The 18,912-nt window shown below is 68.5% G+C and carries 16 protein-coding genes; 10 read left to right on the top strand and 6 right to left on the bottom strand.

From position 1 onward, the window contains the following. Positions 1–13 precede the first annotated feature (13 nt). Positions 14–2,026: a membrane dipeptidase gene (locus tag NR810_RS21055; protein WP_257454923.1), complete on the bottom strand. Its 2,013-nt coding sequence runs from the start codon at positions 2,024–2,026 to the stop codon at positions 14–16. Between the two features lie 121 nt (positions 2,027–2,147). After that, positions 2,148–3,794: an acyl-CoA synthetase gene (locus NR810_RS21050; RefSeq protein WP_257454920.1), complete on the bottom strand. Its 1,647-nt coding sequence runs from the start codon at positions 3,792–3,794 to the stop codon at positions 2,148–2,150. A gap of 195 nt (positions 3,795–3,989) precedes the next feature. Between NR810_RS21050 and NR810_RS21045 the strand changes: the two genes are divergently transcribed. After that, complete coding sequence (locus tag NR810_RS21045) at positions 3,990–4,499, top strand: hypothetical protein (RefSeq protein ID WP_257454918.1); 510 nt, start codon at positions 3,990–3,992, stop codon at positions 4,497–4,499. A 16-nt stretch (positions 4,500–4,515) separates the two neighbouring features. Continuing rightward, complete coding sequence (locus NR810_RS21040; protein ID WP_257454915.1) at positions 4,516–5,061, top strand: metal-dependent hydrolase; 546 nt, start codon at positions 4,516–4,518, stop codon at positions 5,059–5,061. A gap of 16 nt (positions 5,062–5,077) precedes the next feature. Here the strand turns inward: NR810_RS21040 and NR810_RS21035 are convergent, their stop codons facing one another. After that, positions 5,078–5,755 (bottom strand): cobalamin B12-binding domain-containing protein, encoded by a 678-nt coding sequence (locus NR810_RS21035; protein WP_257454913.1) that lies wholly within the window; start codon positions 5,753–5,755, stop codon positions 5,078–5,080. Between the two features lie 170 nt (positions 5,756–5,925). Here NR810_RS21035 and NR810_RS21030 point away from each other — a divergent pair, with 170 nt between their 5' ends. The 3 genes from NR810_RS21030 (at position 5,926) to NR810_RS21015 (ending at position 9,998) form a co-directional block, all read left to right on the top strand. Continuing rightward, positions 5,926–7,794: a sensor histidine kinase gene (locus tag NR810_RS21030; protein ID WP_257454910.1), complete on the top strand. Its 1,869-nt coding sequence runs from the start codon at positions 5,926–5,928 to the stop codon at positions 7,792–7,794. Between the two features lie 41 nt (positions 7,795–7,835). Continuing rightward, on the top strand, positions 7,836–9,164 hold the full coding sequence (locus NR810_RS52165) for a sensor histidine kinase (RefSeq protein WP_306818360.1): 1,329 nt from the start codon (positions 7,836–7,838) through the stop codon (positions 9,162–9,164). 111 nt (positions 9,165–9,275) lie between these two features. Then, positions 9,276–9,998 carry a YebC/PmpR family DNA-binding transcriptional regulator gene (locus NR810_RS21015; RefSeq protein WP_257454908.1) on the top strand — a complete coding sequence of 241 codons (723 nt, stop codon included), beginning with the start codon at positions 9,276–9,278 and terminating at the stop codon, positions 9,996–9,998. Between the two features lies 1 nt (position 9,999). Here the strand turns inward: NR810_RS21015 and NR810_RS21010 are convergent, their stop codons facing one another. The 3 genes from NR810_RS21010 to NR810_RS21000 all read right to left on the bottom strand — a co-directional run bounded on the left by NR810_RS21010 (position 10,000) and on the right by NR810_RS21000 (position 13,176). Further along, positions 10,000–11,472: an ammonia-forming cytochrome c nitrite reductase subunit c552 gene (locus NR810_RS21010; RefSeq protein WP_257454905.1), complete on the bottom strand. Its 1,473-nt coding sequence runs from the start codon at positions 11,470–11,472 to the stop codon at positions 10,000–10,002. A gap of 21 nt (positions 11,473–11,493) precedes the next feature. Then, on the bottom strand, positions 11,494–12,021 hold the full coding sequence (gene nrfH, locus NR810_RS21005; RefSeq protein WP_407653810.1) for a cytochrome c nitrite reductase small subunit: 528 nt from the start codon (positions 12,019–12,021) through the stop codon (positions 11,494–11,496). 150 nt (positions 12,022–12,171) lie between these two features. Further along, the gene (locus tag NR810_RS21000; RefSeq protein ID WP_257454903.1) at positions 12,172–13,176 is read right to left on the bottom strand and encodes a hypothetical protein; all 1,005 of its coding nucleotides are present in this window, start codon (positions 13,174–13,176) and stop codon (positions 12,172–12,174) included. A gap of 776 nt (positions 13,177–13,952) precedes the next feature. Between NR810_RS21000 and NR810_RS20995 the strand changes: the two genes are divergently transcribed. The 5 genes from NR810_RS20995 (at position 13,953) to NR810_RS20975 (ending at position 18,887) form a co-directional block, all read left to right on the top strand. After that, the gene (locus tag NR810_RS20995) at positions 13,953–15,062 is read left to right on the top strand and encodes an S-(hydroxymethyl)glutathione dehydrogenase/class III alcohol dehydrogenase (protein WP_257454901.1); all 1,110 of its coding nucleotides are present in this window, start codon (positions 13,953–13,955) and stop codon (positions 15,060–15,062) included. Then, entirely contained in the window at positions 15,062–15,913 is an 852-nt protein-coding gene (gene fghA, locus NR810_RS20990; protein ID WP_257454899.1) for an S-formylglutathione hydrolase, read from the top strand. Before NR810_RS20995 ends, fghA begins: the two co-directional genes overlap by 1 nt. 182 nt (positions 15,914–16,095) lie before the next feature. After that, positions 16,096–17,154, top strand: a complete 1,059-nt coding sequence (locus tag NR810_RS20985) for a polysaccharide lyase (RefSeq protein ID WP_257454897.1) — start codon at positions 16,096–16,098, stop codon at positions 17,152–17,154. A 132-nt stretch (positions 17,155–17,286) separates the two neighbouring features. After that, a complete protein-coding gene (locus NR810_RS20980) occupies positions 17,287–18,459 on the top strand; it encodes a YwqJ-related putative deaminase (RefSeq protein WP_257454895.1) in 1,173 nt (390 codons plus the stop codon). Next, positions 18,456–18,887: a toxin-antitoxin system YwqK family antitoxin gene (locus NR810_RS20975; RefSeq protein WP_257454893.1), complete on the top strand. Its 432-nt coding sequence runs from the start codon at positions 18,456–18,458 to the stop codon at positions 18,885–18,887. Before NR810_RS20980 ends, NR810_RS20975 begins: the two co-directional genes overlap by 4 nt. The last annotated feature ends 25 nt before the right edge of the window (positions 18,888–18,912 follow it).

Below are 18,912 nucleotides of genomic sequence, written 5' to 3'. Positions count from 1 at the left end.
GTGACTCAGGGGCTCAGCCGCAGGTGAACGTCCAGCGGCAGTTGTTCGAGAGGCACTCGCGGTTCTCCGAGCAGAGGGCACCGCGCGCCTTCTTGTTCTGGCAGATGCCGGTGTTGAGGCCCCAGCCGCAGTACTGGCTGGTGGCGCAGTCGTTGTCACCGTCGCAGATGCAGGTACCGGTGATGTTGCCGCAGTCCAGCGAGGTGCACTTCGCGCTGACGCACTCCTCGTTGAAGCGGCACGTCTCGCCGAGCACCTTGGAGTTGGGCGCGTAGGCCTTGCCGCACACCTGGGGGTACTGCGCCTCGCGGGTGGCCTTCTCCACGTACGGCGCCACGCCGCTGGTGTCGATGTCCGCCGCGGCGTCCGCCATGCCCGTGCGCGTGGACTGCGCGCGCTCCCACATGCGGATGAACGTCTCCGCCGAGTTCTCCAGGCCCGTGGTGTTGACGCCCAGCTGCTTGAGGTCACGCACCACGTCCGGCAGCAGGCCCACGTGCGCCAGGCCGTACACGTCGAAGTCCGTGCCCAGGCGCGCCGGACCGGAGATGCGCTGCTGGGCGGCCTGCGCGTCCGCCTCGGCCTTGAAGCCCGCCGAGCACGCCCCGTACGAGCCGAAGCGCGGCCGCGTCTGCTGGATGAAGCCGTTGAGGTCCGCGCCGAACGCCATGGGCACCTTCAGGCCCTGGCGGCCGAACTCGTACGCCTGGGCCAGCGAGCGCGTCGAGCCCTGGCAGCTGTTGGCCACGGCCGTGCGCGTATACGCCCGTGTCTCGTCATGCGCCGTGCGCAGGCCGAACATGCCGCCCGTCTGCCGCAGCTGCTTCACCACCCACGCCGGCGTCGTCTTCTCGTTCTCCGCCAGCTTCGGGTTCATCACCTCGCGGAAGTGGCCGTGGGAGACGTAGAGCGGGTAGTAGCTGTTGGCCTGGGACACCGCGAAGGTGTCCCGCACGCTGCGCTCGGACATGTGCGCCACGTCGATGAGCATGCCCTTGGCCATCATCTCCTGCACCAGGGCGCGACCATCGGCCGTGAGGCCCTTCACGTTGCGGCAGTTGGCGTCCACGTCGAAGCCCAGCGTGAAGCCATTGCCGGTCACGCCACAGTCCGTGTCGATGTGGCAGTTCTCCAGGAACTGCGCGGCCTGGAAGATGGCGTTGTGCAGCGCCGCGCCACCGAAGCGGTTGTCCAGCTGGTGCACCGGCTGGATGGAGCGCACGCCCAGCGAGTGGAAGCGGTTGAGCTCCGCGCGCCAGTCCTTGGTGCCGAACAGCTTGCTCGTCTCGATGGAGAGCACCATCGCCAGCTTGCCCGCCCCGATGATCTGCCGGGCATGCGCGGGCGACAGGGCGATCTCCGCCCAGTCCGTGCGCGCGTCGAAGTCACGCGCCATCTGCAGCTGCAACTCGATGTCCGCCATCTCGTCGCAGGGGCGATTGAGGTTCTGGTAGGGCAGCGCGCTGCACAGGAAGCCGTTGCTCACCAGCGACACCGTCACCAGCGACAGGCCACCGTCCTTCGCCTGCTTCAGCCAGCCTTCCCATGCCTGCTGGTGGGCGATGGTGTCCCAGCGCGGCCACTGGGTGGGCACCTGCTTGCGCCCGAGGTGCAGGCCCGTGTCGCCCTCCGTCCCCTCGATCTTCCCGATGAACTCCGAGCCCACCGCCCCGCCAATGCCGAACAGCTGCGCCAACACCGGCGTGGAGGACAGGTCCACGCCTCCCGCGTTGGGGCACACGTTGAGCAGGTTGCTCAGGTCCATGCGCACGCGGGCGTGATCGCTCTCCGGCTCGCCACCGTCACAGCTCACCAGCGTGCCGGTGTGGCTGCCGTGGAACCAGCCACCGCCGAACGCCTCCTCGGCGAACATGTGGTGGTGCAGCTCGGCGAAGCCCGCGACCGCCAGGGGCTGCTCGACGGCAGTGGCCGCCTCGGGGGCGGGCGCGGGCGACTCCTCCGTCACCGGGTTACACGCCTGGGACAACAGGACAGCCGACAACAAGGCCAACGGGCGTCTGGACATCGCTGCTTCTCCTCGCACGGGGAGTGGAAAATTACACCTTCCATATCTCCCGGTATGGACGAGGAAATCAAGCAAGCCCGGAAAAAATACAGGTCGGTTCGGAAATCCTCCCGCCCGGGGTTCAGTCCTTTTTCTGCTGCGCCAGGGCCCGCAGGTCCGTGCGGCGGATCTTCCCGCTCACCGTCTTGGGCAGCTCCGTCACGAACTCGATCTCCCTTGGGTACTTGTAGGGGGCTGTCGTCTTCTTCACGTACTCCTGGAGCTCCTCGGCGAGCTGGGTCGAGCCCTTGAAGCCCGGCGCCAGCACCACGTACGCCTTGATGCGCTGGCCGATCCGCTCGTCGGGCACGCCCACCACGGCCGACTCCGCCACCGCCGCGTGCTCCAGCAGCGCCGACTCCACCTCGAAGGGCCCTACCCGGTAGCCCGAAGTCTTGATGACGTCATCGCTGCGCCCCACGAACCAGAAGTACCCCTCCGCGTCCCTCACCGCCCGGTCACCCGTCACGTACCAGTCGCCCCGGAAGGCCACCCGGTTGGCCGAGTCGTCGTTGAGGTAGCCCCGGAACAGCCCCACCGGCCACTCCGGCTTCACCTTCACCGCGATGTCGCCCTCCTGCCCCACCGGCACCTCCTTCCCCTCCCCGTCGATGATCGCCACCTCGAAGCCCGGGGACGGCTTGCCCATGGAGCCCGCCTTCGGCTCCAGCGCGGAGAACATCCCCACGATGACCACCGACTCCGTCTGCCCGTAGCCCTCGCGGATGTGCAGCCCCGTGGCCTGCTTCCACGTGTCGATGACCTCGGGGTTGAGCGGCTCGCCCGCGCTCAGCGCGTGCCGCACCGAGGACAGGTCGTACTGCGACAGGTCCTGCAGCACGATGGCCCGCCACGCCGTGGGCGGCGCGCAGAACGTCGTCACCCTCTGCCGCTCGAGCACCCGCAGCACCCGCGCCGCGTCGAAGCGGCCCCGGAAGTCGAACACCACGTTGCACGCGCCCTGGCTCCACGGACCGAACAGCTTGCCCCACGCGCACTTGGCCCAGCCCGTGTCCGACAGCGTCAGGTGCCGGTCCTCCGGCGTCAGGTCCAGCCAGTAGCGGCCCGTAATCTGGTGTCCCAGGCCATAGCTGGCCTGCGTGTGCTGCACCATCTTCGGCATGCCCGTGGTGCCCGAGGTGAAGTAGATGAGCATCGGGTCATCCGCCCGGGTGCGCTCGAACTGCGCACCATGCGAGCCGGTGCCCGACCCACCGGGCTCGTACCGCACCCAGGGCGAGGGCGCCTGGCCCACGGCCACCCAGGTCTCGACCCGGCCCGTGCCCACCAGGCCCTCGAACCTGTCCAGGCAGCTCGCGTCCGCGATGACGCCGTTGGCGTCCGCCGCCAGCAGGCGGTAGCGGATGTCCTTGGGGGTGAGCATCGGCGTGCCCGGCATGAAGACGATGCCGGCGCGGATGCACCCCAGGACGAGGAACCACCACTCCGGAATCCTCGGCATCATCACGAAGACGCGGTCGCCCTTGTGCAGGCCCTGGCTGGTGAGGAACTGCGCCGCGTGAAGCGAGCGCTGCTTCACGTCCTTCCACGTGAAGACGCGGGCCTGCCCCGCCTCGTCGCTCCACTGCAGCGCGGGGGCATCGGGGCGCTCGGCGGCCCAGCGGTCGATGACGTCCGTGGCGAAGTTGAAATACTCGGGGCGCTCCCACCGGAAACCGCGGTAGGTGGCCTCGTAGTCAGTCATGTTGCGCGGTGTGGGTGTGGACATGATGACTGGCTCCTGAGGGGGAACGGGGTGAGCTTGGCACGGTTGGACCGGCAAGGAGTGGCCGGCCCCTGGCAAAACGCCGGGTTTTGGCGCCAGAATGGAAGTGGTTGACGGCCTGAGGGAAGCGGCACGGGTGCGGAGTGGGGCATCACCAACGGTCGAACCACGACATTCCATCATCACAGGGGGGACCTGATGAACACGATTGCTCTGTCCGCCGAGGCCCAGCGCCGCCCGTTCGGCGTCTACGCGCGGGTGCTCGCCACCCAGATTCTCTACGTCGCGCCGCTGCTGTGGCTCCTGGAGCTGAGCCAGAACCAGGCCTGGAAGGCGGTGAACGGGACGTACGGCTGGGTGTACCCGGCCTCGCCCTACGGCTGGTTCTCCTTCGGCAGCATGGTGCTCTGGGCGGGCTCCGTCTTCCTGATGTGGACGCTGCACTACTACTGGTTCCACCCCAAGGGGATGAAGATCTGGACGCGCGTGGCCATCGCCACGGGGGTGTGCTGGGTGGGCGAGTGGGTGGGAGGCTTCCTCGCGGTGCAGCTCACCGGACAGCCCCTCCACGTGTGGCCGGGCTCCGCCATGGTGTACGTGAGCTTCCCCGCCATGTTCTTCTGGGTGAGCAACGTCATCATCTACCACCTGCTCACCGCGTACGTGATCGACCTGACGCCCAACTACGACGCGCCCGCGGACACCTGAGCGCCGAGCCCCTCGCATGAACCCCATCGTCCACGCCGAACTGTCCTGGTTGATGACGCAGCGCCTGGAGGCGCGGCGGGACCGAGTGCTCGTCGTCTGCGCGGGGCTGGCGCCGGACCTGGATGGACTGAGCCTCCTGGGTGGGGTGGAGATGTACTCGACCTACCACCACCTCCTCTTCCACGGGTACGTGGGCGCGCTGTTGACGGCGCTGGTGTGCGCGATGATGGCCCGGCAGCGGCTCCGGGTGGCGGCGCTGGCCCTGCTGGCCTTCCACCTCCACCTGCTGTGCGATCTCGCCGGCAGCGGCCCGGGCTGGCCCATCTGGTACTTCTGGCCCACCAGCCGGACCGAGTGGTTCTGGGATGGGCAGTGGGACCTGGCCTCCTGGCAGAACAGCCTCATTGGAATGACGGTCACCACGCTGTGCCTCGCGTGCGCGCTGCGCTACCGCCGCACGGTGGTGGAGGTGTTCTCCACGCGCTGGGACGCCGAGGTGGTCCACGCGCTGCGGGCCCGGTTCCTCGGCGAGGGCAGAGGAGAGGGCAAACCCTCGGCCTGAGCCGCTGGCGCCTCACTCAGTGGAGGCGCTGCTCCACCGCGCGCAGGACGGCGGCCTCCAGCTGGGCTGGAGCCGGGCCCGAGCTCCCCACGCCCAGCTCGGCCACCAGTCCGGGGATGTCGTCGATGGCGGGACCTCCTATGAGGATGGGAAGGCCGGGGCCCAGCCGACCGCGAACCTCCGCGACGGCCCGGCGAAGGGCCGGGATGTTGAAGACCATCGTCACCGAGAGGGCCAGCACGTCTGGCGGCTCCTGCTCGAGGAGCGATAGCAGGCTGTCGGTGGGCAGGTTGGCTCCAAGGTACATCACGGTGAAGCCGGCCAGCTCCAGGAAGTCGGACAACAGGCGGGCGGCCATCTCGTGCAGCTCGCCCTCGACGCAGGCGACCGCCACGCTCACGCCCTGGGGCGGCGCGGGTTGGGCGCGTGAGAAGAGATGGGCGAGTGCCACCTGGGAGATGGCGGTGGCCCGGTGCTCCTGGGCGATGCCAATGAGATTGCCCTGCCAGAGCCTCCCCAGTTCCCGCTGGGCCACCTGGATGACGTGGCACTGCAACTCGGTGACGGAGGCCCCCTTCTCCAGCGCCTCGTCGAGGAGGCGCAGGACGCCTCGAAGGTTCCCCGCCAGCTGGACCGCGCCATAGGACGCGAGCAGACGAGGGAAGTCGATTTCCGGTGGCTGGCCTCGCTCCATGGTTCTCCGGCGCGCACGCCTCCTCCTGAGCAAGGATAGTCAGCGCGCTCGCCTTCACCGGGATGGAGGACACCCTGGCGTCGCCCTGCCTGCCTCCGTCCCTCGCGTGCTTCGGGATTGGAAGGGCCGCACCCCCGCCACAAGTTGAACCGGGGGGAAATGCAAGGGACATGCACTGGCGCCTCTCCGGGACGACGGGAAGGGTGAAGCTCTCGGGACTCCTGGCCCTGGGGGCCCTCACCCTGGTGCAGGCCCTGATGACCTGGGAGCACCCGGTAGGCTGGACCCTCCCACGTGCGGTGCTGGTGGTGCTGGCACTGACCCTGGGAGTCCATCTCTGGTTCGAGCAGCGGGAGGCCTCGGAGTGGAGCCGCGCGCGGCTCGAGACCACCGTGCAGGCGCTTCGCGTCTCCGAGGCCCGGCTCTCGTGCATCATCGCCATCGCCGGAGACGCCATCCTCTGCCTCGACGAGGCGGAGCGGATCATCCTCTTCAATCGGGCCGCCGAGCGGATGTTCGGATACTCCAGCGACGAGGTGCTCGACCAGCCCCTGGAGTTCCTCTTCCCCGAAGCTCTTCGCCTCGCGCAAGTGCAGCACGTGCGAGCCTTCGTGGCCTCGCCGGGCGAGGCGCAGCGGCTGGGCGAGCACGGCCCGGGTCTCGTTGGCCAGCGCAAGGGGGGTGACACGTTCCCCGTGGAGATCACCCTCTCCAAGCGGGAGGTCGATGGCTCCCGGCTCTTCACGCTCGTCCTGCACGACATCACCGAGAGGGAGAGGCAGGAGCAGGAGGCACGCTTCCTCACCGAGGTGGGCGATCTCCTCGCGTCGACGCTGGACTACGAGCAGACCCTCACGAACATCACGCGGCTGGCGGTCCGCTCCCTGGCGGACTGTGGCATCCTCGCCCTGGAGGAGGAGGACTGGCAGGAGCGGCGGCTGAAGGTCGTGCACCGTGAGCCGGACAAGGCCTACCTGGCCGAGGCCCTGGAGCGGGCGGTGCTGGAGAAACGGAGCCCGCCCTTCGTCACGACCGTGATGGAGACGCGGCGGCCCTGGGTGATGTCGAAGGTGTCCTTCGGGAACCTCGAGTCCATCGCCCGGAACAAGGAGTACCTCCAGCTCCTGCGGGAGCTGAAGCCGCGGTCACTCATGGGCCTGCCACTCCTGATCCATGGACGCTTCCTGGGAGTGCTCGTCCTCGTCCGCGCCGCGCCCCGGCGCGCGTATGGAGAGGAGGACCTGCGGCTGGGGGAGGAGCTGGCCCACCGGGCCGCGCTCGCGCTCCAGAGCGCCCGGCTCTACCGGACCGCCCGGGAGGCAGCCCAGGCACGTGACGACGTCCTGGCCGTGGTGGCGCATGACCTGCGCAATCCGCTGAACACCATTTCGATCAGTGCCCAGACCCTGTTGCGGCAGCAGGCCAACGCTGGCGATGCGCGGCTCCAGGTCCCCTTGCGCGCCATCCGCGGCTCCGTGGACCGCATGAACCGGTTGATCCAGGATCTGCTGAACGTGAGCCGCATGGAGGCCGGCAGGATGGCCGTGGAGACCCACCCGGAGCCCGCCGAGGACATCCTCCAGGAGGCCCTCGAGGCGGCGCTCCCGCTGGCCTCGCAGTTCCAACTGAGCACCGAGGTGCGCGAGGCATTGCCCTGGGTGCGCGCGGACCGGGAGCGGCTCCTCCAGGTCTTCTCCAACCTGATCGGCAACGCCCTGAAGTTCACCCCCCCGGGAGGGCGGGTGACGCTCGGTGCCAGATGCGAGGGGCCGGTGGTGCGCTTCTGGGTGAGCGATACCGGCCCGGGGATTCCTCCCGAGGCCCTCGAGCACCTCTTCGACCGCTTCTGGCAGATGCGGCATGGAGACCGCCGCGGAGCCGGGCTCGGGCTGTCCATCGCCAAGGGGCTCGTCGAGGCACACGGGGGCCGCATCTGGGTGGAGAGCGAGCCCGGCCGGGGAAGCACCTTCTGCTTCGTCGTGCCCGTGGCGCACGAGGCTCCCGCCCCCATGCCCCTTGAACCGGAGCAACACGCATGAGTCCCTCGCGCATCTGATTGAAATGTTACACTGAGTGCCCCATGACGGCTGACTCCCCCGAACTACGGGCCCTTCTTCGGACGAAGAGGAGGAACTGCTTCGTCTGCGCGGCCCTTCTGCTCGTGGGATGGGTCGCCCATGGCCTGGTGTCGGGGACCTTCCGCCAGGAGATCACACTGACCCTCGTCGGGTGGAGCGCGGGCTTCGGGGTGATCGGAACGGTGTTCGGGGGTGGGTGGATCCCCGTGAGGTGGGTGGGAGCATTGACGGGGTTCATCAGCCTCGTGGGGGCGACGGCCCTCATCCACCTGACCGGAGGGCCGCACAGCCCCTACTTCCCGATGCTCGGCGCCCTGCCGCTCGTCGTTGCCGTCACCACCCCGGACAGCCGCGTGCTCACGGTGCTGACCCTCGGAGGCGTGATGGCGATGGTGGTGGCGCTGGACCTGATGGCTGGTATCGCGCCGCGGGAGATGATGCTGCAGGTGTCGGGCTTCGGAATGATCGGAACGGTGGCCCTCTTCGGGGTGCAGTCGTACCAGCGCATGCGGGACGCGGAGAAGGCGGCGCAGCAGCAGATGCTGGTGGCGCTGGAGCAGCTCGCGGAGAGCGAGCGGCTGCGCAGACGCGCCGAGGCGGAGCGCGCCGAGGTGGAGCGCCTGGTGCTGGTGGGACAGCTGGCCGCCGGGGTGGCCCACGAGGTGAACAACCCGCTGGCCTTCGTGAAGTCCAACCTGTGCTTCATCCAGCAGGAGCTGATGGACGAGGACGGACCGCTGGACCGCGCGGAGCTGCGCGACGTGCTCGCCGAGACGCAGGATGGAGTGCTTCGCATCCAGCAGATCGTCCGGGACCTGAGGCGCTTCTCGCGCGAGGGCAACGGCGGCGAGGCGGAGGGGCGGCCGGAGGAGGCGATCCAGGAGGCGCAGCGGCTGGCCTCGGTGCGCCTGCGCAGCCTGGGCGAGGTGGTGCTGGAGATTCCACCGGAGCTGCCGGGGGTGCGGCTGGGGCAGCGGCAGCTGGTGCAGGTGTTGGTGAACCTGTTGCTGAACGCGGCGGACGCGGTGGAGGTGGCGGTGCCCGCGCGCCGGGCCCACATCCTGATGAAGGCGCGACAGGTGGAGAGCGGGGTGCGGTTGGAGGTGGAGGACAACGGCCCGGGGCTGGCTCCGGAGGTGTTGCCGCGAGTCTTCGAGCCCTTCTTCACCACCAAGCAGCCCGGGGACGGGACGGGGCTGGGACTGGCCCTGTGCCGCGAGTACGTGTCGCGGGTGGGGGGCTCACTCGTGGCGGAGAACCGCTCCGAGGGGGGCGCCCGCTTCGTCCTGGTCCTGCCCGCGGTGCCGCGGAGCACCCCGGCGGCAGCCTGAGGGAACGGCCGGGCGGCTGTACGGGAAGCGGGCCCCGGTGTGACTTCGGGTGCGTCCGGGCGCTGACGGGCCTTGTGGAAGACCCGAGGGCTTGAGCATTCTCCGGCCACCATGGGACGCATCTTCGAAACCCGCAAGACCACGATGTTCGCCCGCTGGAACAAGATGGCGAAGCTGTTCACGCGGATCAGCAAGGACATCGCCATCGCAGTGAAGGCTGGCGGCCCCAGCCCGGACAACAACCCGGCCCTCCGCCGGGCGCTCCAGAACGCCCGCCTGGGCAACATGCCCAAGGACAAGGTCGAGGCCGCCATCAAGCGCGCCAGCGGCCAGGACGCCAAGGACTACGAGGTCGTCCTCTACGAGGGCTACGGGCCGCACGGCATCGCCGTCCTCGTGGAGACCGCGACCGACAACGTGGTGCGCACCGTGGCCAACGTCCGCATGCACTTCAAGGACAACGGCGGCAACATGGGCACCACCGGCAGCGTCGCCTACCTCTTCCAGCGCATGGGCGTCTTCCGGCTCGCTCCCGAGGGGTTGGACCTCGAGGCGCTCGAGTTGGATCTCATCGACCACGGCCTGCAGGAGATGGGCGAAGGGACCGGCGAGAAGGGCGAGAAGCAGATCATCATCCGCTGCGCCTTCAACGACTTCGGTCAGCTCCAGGCGGCCATCGAGGCCCGGGGGCTCACGCCCCTCTCCTCGGAGTCCGAGTACATCGCCCAGAACCTCATCGAGCTACCCGAGGACAAGGCGAACGAGGTGCTCGCGCTCGTGGACGCGCTGGAACAGGACGAGGACGTCCAGCGCGTCTTCCACAACCTGGCGTGACTCAGTGCCCGCTGCCCCCGGTGCTGGAACCCGGGGGCGGCGTCACCTCGCGCGGCGTGGGCTTCACATTGGGAGGCGCGGGGAAGCTGATGGGCTGGTAGTCCGGCTGACGCACGGCGAGCTGTCCCTGCCGGGCCAGGTCCATGGCGATGCCCAGGATGCGCGCGGCCTCCTCGGGCGCGTGGAAGCCCATGGAGTTCTCCGCCTCCACGAAGTCCACCATGAACTGGGCGCGGCGTTGCAGGTCCATCGCCGTCTTCAGGTCCGCGTCCGTCTTGCCCGCCGCGCGCGCGGCCTTCATGTCACCGATGAGCGCCACCATCGCGTCCAGCGCCCGGTTGCGCAGCTCGAAGGTGCGGTCCTGGATGGTGTTCACCCGCTGCGTCAGCTCCTCCTCCGTCCAGTTGTGGCACGTCTGGCAGGCGCGGTTCACGTTGAGCAGCGGGCTGCGCACGTGGTGGTCCGAAATCTTCAGCGCGCCCTCGCGCTTGTAGGGCATGTGGCAGTCCGCGCACGAGACACCCGAGCGCGCGTGGATGCCCTGGTTGTACATCTCGAACTCGGGGTGCTGCGCCTTGAGCACCGGCGCGCCCGTCTCCGCGTGCGTCCAGTCCTTGTGCGGGTTCTCGTCGTAGTACGAGAGGATGTTCTCGATCTTGATGCCCTTGGACCAGGGATAGGTCAGCCGCTTTTCCGGGCCCTTGAAGTAGTACTCGACGTGGCACTGGCCGCACACGTACGTGCGCATCTCCTGGCGGGTGGCCATCGTGTTCACGTCGTAGTTCTGCACGCCCTGGCTGGCCTTGAGCGCGCGGATGCCCTCGAGGAAGCCCGGCCGCGTCACCCGCAGCTGCATCGTGCCCGGGTCATGGCAGTCGATGCACGCCACCGGGTGCTCCACCAGCTTGCGCGCCTCCATGTAGGGCATGTGGTTCATCTGCTCGAAGCCCTTGATGAGGTCTCCCCCGCCCAGCTTCTTGTAGGGCACGTACACCGAGGCGTGACAGTGCATGCACGTGCCCGGCTGCTTCGTCACCACCTGCCGCTCGGTGAAGGTCTGGTCGTCCAGCATGTACGCGTGGCCGCGCTCCTCGCGGAAGTCCACCGCGAAGGCATAACCCGCCCAGAAGGTCTTCAGGCGCGGGTCCTCCTCCAGGCGCGACTGGGCCGTCACCTCGCGCGGGTCGTTGGCGGTGGGCGCGCGCGGCACGCCGTCACTGCCGCCGTACTTCGTGCGCGCCATGTCCACCGTGCGCTTGTAGTCGTCGTATTGCAGGGGGAAGTTCTTGCCCCAGACGGCGGGATCCACCGTCTCGTCGTTGAGCTCGACGACCCGGTAGAAGGGATTCCGGGACTCCTGCTTGCGCTCCATGATGTTCACCGCGAGCGCGGCGGCGCCAGCGGCGGCGCCAGCGGCGAGCACCATGGCGGCGACGAGGAGAGCGATTCTGCGGCGAGTGCGAGAAGCTTCCATACGGTTCGGATCCAGGAGAGGTCAGGGAGCGTGTCCGACGTCGTTGTGACAGCGGATGCAGGAGATGGAGCCGTCATCACCCTCGGCTCTCGTGGAGGCCGCGTGCGCGTCGATGGCCTGCACGATGGGCTGGTGGCACGAGCGGCAGCGCTGCTCGGTGATGTCCCGGTTGTGCGGGGTGATTTGGATGGGCTCGTGGAAGTCGCCGGAGGTGAAGGCCACCGAGTGGTGCCAGCCATTGCGCGCCTTCGCGACGTACTTGCCGACGAAGCTGGGAGGCGTGTGGCAATCATTGCAGACGGCCACGGCATGGTGGCTGGACTTGCTCCACCCGGCGTACTGGTCCTGCATGATGTGACAGTTGGCGCACGCCGCCGGGTTGTCCGTCATGTAGGAGCCGCCCTTCGCGTAGGCGAAGGTGAAGCCGCCGATTCCGGCCGCCACCCCGATGACGACGCTCGCGCCCAGGCTGAGCCAGGCGAAGAGCGAGGGCCCTCGGCGCCTGGGCTGGCTCTGTCCAGATTCGGGCTGGGCGCCCTTCGTCTCCACGCGAAAAAGCCTCCATCAAGGGTGGCAAGCAAGCTGGGCATCACGTTCCCATGAGGCCACCCCTGGCGAGGTAAAAAGAATGCCCATGCCAGGGCGGTACACGCCTGGATGGAGAAGGAGCCGCGAGAATCCACGGCCCGACACTCCCGGTCAGTCCTTCTGGCGCACGTAGATGTCCACGTAGGACAGGTTCCACACGACGTCGACCACGGCCGGGTACTTCTCCCCCACCTCCACGTCCGCTTCCGCGATGGAGGTGTTGAGCGCGTACCCGCCGCAGCGCTTGCCGCCCGCGGCGCTCCCGTCCAGGCTGAAGGTCAGGCGGTACCAGCCCGCCGCGCTGACGTGCGAAGGCAACACGGCGCGCCACAGCTCCCAGTCGTACCGGAAGAGCGCCTTGCCACGCACATCCACCACGGAGGACAGGCCCCTGGCCCGGCCCTGGTCACCCTTTTCCCAGACCGCGCTGTTGACGAGCGTGTACGCCGCGCCATTCCACTCTCCCGTGGCGGCGTTCCACTGGAAACGCTCCTCCCGCGGCCGTGAGGCCGAGTCGGAGGGCTCCAGCTTCTGGATGGTGAGCCGCGCGCACGGCGTCACCACCGTGGCGTCCCCGGTCTCGGAGAGCGAGGGGATGGCCGGGTCCGTGTCCGACGCCACCACGCCCTGCATCTCCCGGGCTCCCTGACCATGGAGATGGAGCATCTCGTAGGCCGGCAAGGGCTCGGCGAGCGGGGTGTAGAGCGTCGTCTCCACGCGGATGGCGGACGCGGTGCTCCAGGTGGTGTTCTCGAGCGCGTCGCTCCAGTCCACCTCGGACGCGCCCACGATGGCGCCCGGCGTCCCATTCAAGACGCCCGCCTGCCAGTGCCCACCCTGGTCCTGGGGGTACACGCGCCACACGTCCACGCCTGGCGGAGGCGTGCAGGTGCTCGGGGCGCAGACCACCGGGGTGTCGCCCTGCGTCCAGCCGTACCACCAGTGGCCCTCGAGGCGGGGGGCCGTCAGCCCCGCTCGCAGCGACAAGCCAGCGCCTTCCGGCAGCACCACCGGATAGGACAGGTTGTGGCTGTCCGCCCACGCGCCCGCGGGAAGACACACCGCTCCCGCGAGCAACCACGTCCTGGTGGCCCGACACACGACTCCCCTCTTCATGAGAGCGCCTCCTCCGCCTGTCGCCATCCGCCGCCGGCTGGGGTGCTCTGGCGGCATCGAGATGCGCAACGAGTTGGGGATGAGGCGTCGCGGCTTCAAGTGCCCGCACGGGCAGCGTGCCGGGCCGCGAACGGGCAGTGTCTGGCAGCACACCTCGACTCAGCAGGGGTGTGCCTCGTGCGAAGCCCAGCAACACCTCACGGCCGCGGCTGGCTGGGGACTCCCGCCGCGGTGCTCCAAGGACTGCTCGGCGAGCGACAGGAGCTGGCTCCTGTCCTGGCGTGTACCGTTGGAGCCCGGTACCCGCTGCTGGCGGGGTTTCCGCGCGGCTGACCGCGAGGCCCGCGATGAGCGTCCCCCTGATACGGGCGGAACGCGGGTTGGGCACCACCTGCTCCCGCCCCAGCGCGGGGTGCGGGGAAGGGGTGCCCCGTCCGGAGTCACCGGCGGTGTCGTGCCGGTGCGGGACGCTGTCCTCCAACTGGAGGGCAAGAGAATCCAGAGAGTCTTCCAGCTGGCCGCATCCGGAAGCCGACACGACGAGCAGCAGCGACGCCAGCAGGACACCTGCCCCGCCGGGACGCACGACCGCTCCCGCTCTGTCGGCTCCTCGTCTCATGCGCTTCGTCCGGTGCTACTCGATGACCAGCAGATTCCCTCATGTGTTACCGCGACTCCGGGGAAGCGCAATTCTTCGACTCGACAAGTGCCAGGAACCGGGGCACCCGCTACCCTCCGCATCGCCTCGCTACATCCCACAACCGGAGGAATCGAACATGGACGTCCAGGCAGCGGTGGCCATCGGACCGGGCAAGCCCCTGAGCATCGAGACGGTGCACCTCGAAGGACCCAAGGCAGGTGAAGTGCTCGTCGAGCTGAAGGCCACGGGCATCTGCCACACCGACGCGTACACGCTGTCGGGCAAGGACCCCGAGGGCCTCTTCCCCTCCATCCTCGGCCACGAGGGCGCGGGCATCATCGTGGACACGGGCCCCGGCGTCACCTCGGTGAAGAAGGGCGACCACGTCATCCCGCTCTACACGCCCGAGTGCCGCCAGTGTAAGTCCTGCCTGTCGCGCAAGACGAACCTCTGTACGGCCATCCGCGCCACGCAGGGCAAGGGCCTCATGCCGGACGGCACCAGCCGCTTCCGGCTCGGCAAGGAGCCCGTCTTCCACTACATGGGGACGTCCACCTTCTCGCGCTACACGGTGCTGCCGGAGATCGCCGTGGCGAAGATCCGCGAGGACGCGCCCTTCGACAAGGTCTGCTACATCGGCTGCGGGGTGACCACGGGCATCGGCGCCGTCGTCTACACCGCGAAGGTGGAGGCCGGCGCCCGCGTGGTCGTCTTCGGCCTGGGCGGCATCGGCCTCAACGTGGTGCAGGCCTGCCGCATGGTGGGCGCGGATCAGATCGTCGGCGTGGACCTCAACCCCAACCGGCGCGCCATGGCCGAGAAGTTCGGCCTCACCCACTTCGTCAACCCGGCCGAGGTGGGCGCGGACCTGGTGCCCTACCTCGTCAACCTCACCCAGGGCGGCGCCGACTACAGCTTCGAGTGCATCGGCAACGTGAACACCATGCGCCAGGCGCTCGAGTGCTGCCACCGCGGCTGGGGCGAGAGCATCATCATCGGCGTGGCCGCCGCCGGTGAGGAGATCCGCACCCGTCCCTTCCAGCTCGTCACCGGGCGCGTGTGGAAGGGCAGCGCCTTCGGCGGAGCCCGCGGCCGCACGGACGTGCCCCGCATCGTCGACTGGTACATGGAGGGGAAGATCAACGTGGATGACCTCGTCACCCATACCCTCCCCCTGGAGCGCATCAACGAGGGCTTCGACCTGATGCACCGGGGCGAGTCCATCCGCACGGTGGTGAAGTACTGATGGCCACGCCGACCCTCCGGCTCGCCACCGAGCACCGCTGCTTCGGAGGCACCGTCGCCTACTACCGCCACGACTCGGACGTGTGCGGCGGCGAGATGCGCTTCTCCGTCTTCGTGCCCCCGCAGGCGAAGGCGGGCAAGGTGCCCGTCCTCTATTACCTCTCGGGCCTCACCTGCACGGAGGAGACCTTCCAGATCAAGGCGGGCGCGCATCGGCTCGCCGCCGAGCTGGGAGTGATGCTCGTGGTGCCCGACACCAGCCCGCGCGACACCGGCATCCCCAACGAGAACGCCGACTGGGAGGTGGGCACCGCCGCCGGCTTCTACCTGGACGCCACCCAGGCCCCCTGGGCGCCGCGCTTCCGCATGTTCAGCTACGTCACCCGCGAGCTGCCCGAGCTCGTGGGCAGGAGCTTCCCGGCTCGCATGGACAGGGAGGGCATCTTCGGCCACTCCATGGGAGGCCATGGCGCCCTCGTCTGCGCCCTGCGCCAACCGGGCCGCTACCGCTCCGTCTCCGCCTTCGCCCCCATCAGCGCCCCCCTGCGCTGCCCCTGGGGACAGAAGGCCTTCCGTACCTATCTGGGGGCGGATGCGGACGCCGGACGGGCCTGGGACACCACGGAGCTGCTGCGCTCCGGCGCGCGCCTCCCGCCGCTGCTGGTGGATCAGGGCACGAGCGACAAGTTCCTCGTGGAGCAGCTCAAACCCGAGCTCCTCCGCGAGGCCTGCGAGCAGTCGGGGCAGCCCCTGACACTCCGGTTCCAGGACGGCTACGACCACGGCTACTACTTCGTCTCGACCTTCATGGAGGACCACCTCCGGCACCACGCGGCGGCGCTAACCGCCTGAAATGAGAGGAGGCCCGTGCCCGCTCGTCGCACGGGCCTCCCTCGCGGCGCTCGTGTGCCTGGAAGGACCTCCGCGAGGCGGAAGAACTCCGACTGGAAGGAGGGCTGACAGGGGAGCACGCCGGGAAGTGGGAAGGGTTCTCATTTGTCCGTGGGGGCCCAACCGGAACGAAAGGACCGAGATTGAAGCGTTCGCTGAGACTTGCCCCCTTCGCCCTGCTGCTGCCCACCCTTGCCTCTGCTTCCGTCGTCTGGAAGGGAGATTTCGAGACCGGAAACCTCTCGCAATGGGACCGCGAGCAGAGTGTCGCCTCGAATCGCCTGCTGGTGGTCAACTCGCCGGTGCGAGAGGGCCGCTACGCGCTGAAGGTCACCGTTCACCAGGGCGATGACCCCATCAACGCCAGCGGCAACCGCAACGAGCTGCTGTACCTGGATAGAGCGGCGCCCGGCACCGAGTACTTCTACAAGTGGAGCACGCTCTTCCCCAAGAGCTTCCCCCGCTCTTCGAAGTGGGCGCTCTTCACCCAGTGGCACCACGACGGAAACGGCGGCTCTCCACCGCTCGAGTTCTACGTGGTGGATGACCAGATCAATCTGCGCATGGGTGGCCAGAATGGGAAGATCGTCTGGCGGGCCCCTGTACAACGCGAGCACTGGAACGATTTCATCCTGCACGTGAAGTGGTCCCCCGACGCGAACACCGGCTTCGTCGAGCTGTACCACGACGGCAAGGTCGTCCTGCCGAAGACGAAGGTGGCCACCCAGTACTCGGGCCAGCGCAACTACCTCAAGATGGGCCTGTACCGCGATTCCTCCATCGCGCCGACGGGCATCGTCTTCCACGACGGCTTCGCCATGGCCACCACTCTGGCGGACGTGCTGCCCGCGCCCGTCGTCGACGCGACGCCCAACCCCCCCACCCCCGCGCCCCCGAGCACCAATGCTCCCGGCTCCGTGTCCGGACCCTCGTCCGATGCGGGCTCCCCCCCCACGGCCGATGTGCCCCGGGATTCCGATCCCATCTCCCAGACCCCTCCGGGCTCCGATGATTCTCCGGGCTCCGACGGCATCGTCCCGGGAGATCCGACGACGCTCGGCACGGGCATGCCTCCCGCGGGCTGCGGTGCCTCCTCGACCGGCGGCGCGCCCCTGCTCACCGTCGTTGGCCTGACCGTGCTCGCCCTGCTCGGCCGGCGCAAGCTGGTGCCCGCCCGCGCACCGCGCTCGCCGCGGCGCTGAACCAGCACGTGGGGTCTGGAACCCCCACGGTCCGCTGTGGGCTCTCCCCTCCCGCCATGGGTGCTGGCGGGGAGAGCCCCGCCCATGTTCCGCTCGCGCTTCGGGTCTGACCAGGGCTAGACGAGCGGCCTCATGCGGTACTTGGGACTGTTGTTGTGCGGCTTGCTGACCGCTTGCGCGGGACCGGGCTCTTCCCAGAAGGAGCCGGGCACGGTCCGGGAGTGCGAAATCGGAGGAACGGGCGGCTCCACCCAGCTCGAAGCACCGGCCTCCGAGGGCATCCGCGTCTTCAACGGACGTGACGTCGTCCAGAAACTCCTCCTGCTGGAGAAGCCAGGGGACATCGCGGCCTGGTGGGCCTCGGAGCCCAGGGCCCATCCCGTCCAGTGGTTCCACCCGCTCTCACGTTGGGAGCGCGAGTATGCCGAGGCCATGGCATCTCCGACCGTTCCCGCGCCCTTGCGCATGCGGCCACCGGTCGAGCCCGGAAACCTGTCCGCCGAGGAAGCACGAGAAGCGGAACAGCTCATGGGCACGGGCGCGGTAGCCGTGGAGAGGTACGCCCACTTCGAGAACAGACGGAGGATTGTCGCCCACTACGTGTTGACGCATCCCGCCACCCTCCGGCTCCAACTGGGCCTGTATGGGTTGGCCAGGGACTCCAACCCGCTCCACTTCGCACTGGAGCGGGGCTGGCAGGTGGGCCGCGGCAAGGAGATGTTCACGAAGCAGGACGCCTCCCGGCTCGGTGCCGCGGCGGAGTTCCTCTCGGCGCTGGCGGTCGGGGTGGCGGTGGAGAAGGCGTTGGGACTGGCCCATCCGCCCACCGGAAGAGGTGGTTCCACCCCCTATCTGACACCCGAGGTGGAGAGAGCCTTCGTCGAGACGGTCCGCCTGCGCGCCGCCCACATGGTCGAGATGCTTTCGAACAATGAGCGCGGGCCCGTCCTGACGGGCGTTCTCGATACGCGGACTGGGAGGACGTTCTTTGGAACCAACCACGAGAACCCTCCCGCCAACCTTCATCCGCTTCTCACGAAGAGCCTCACGGCCTATCGCGCCGCAACGGGCGGTGTCACACCGCCGCGAGCGGGAGTGCCAGGCGCACACTCCGAGATCGTCGCATTGAACAAGGCCCTGTATGAACGGGAAGCGATGATGGGCCGCCCGGTAGAACCCCAGGAGCTCTCCTCGTTCGTCCTCCACAACCGCTCTCTTCGAGGCACGACCCGGGTCGAGGGGATTCCCCCGCCCTGCCCCAACTGCGAAGCAATCCTCCCCTCGCAAATCAGGCTTCTGCCATGACAGACATTCCTCGCGTCCACTTCGATGAGCTCGAGCTCGTGGTCCGTGATGGGTACTACTTGTACTGGAAGGGCCAGCCCTTCACGGGCTTTGCCGTCGAGTTCTTCCCGGACGGTACCCTCCAGAGCGAGGTGCACCATGTCGACGGGATCGAGAATGGACCCAAACGCGAATGGTTCCCCTCGGGGAAGCTCATGGAAGAAGCGAACCTCTGGAACGGAGGTCTCCACGGATATGAGCGTGTCTGGGACGAGCAGGGGCGCCTCCGCTCCGAAAGGAGGGGTGAGTTCGGGATCCCCATCACCGAGAAGCGGTGGGATGAACACGGCGGGTTGATGAAGGACTGGCACATCACCCCCACCGACAGCCTGTATGAGCAGTGGCAACTCCGCCGGAAGACCTACGGCCAGTCCGCCCCTCCCATCTGAGGGCCCCAATCGACCCGGGGGAGGA

Origin of the sequence: Archangium lipolyticum (assembly GCF_024623785.1) — a bacterium.
GTDB lineage: Bacteria > Myxococcota > Myxococcia > Myxococcales > Myxococcaceae > Archangium > Archangium lipolyticum.
This window is presented reverse-complemented; position numbering and strand designations above follow the sequence as displayed.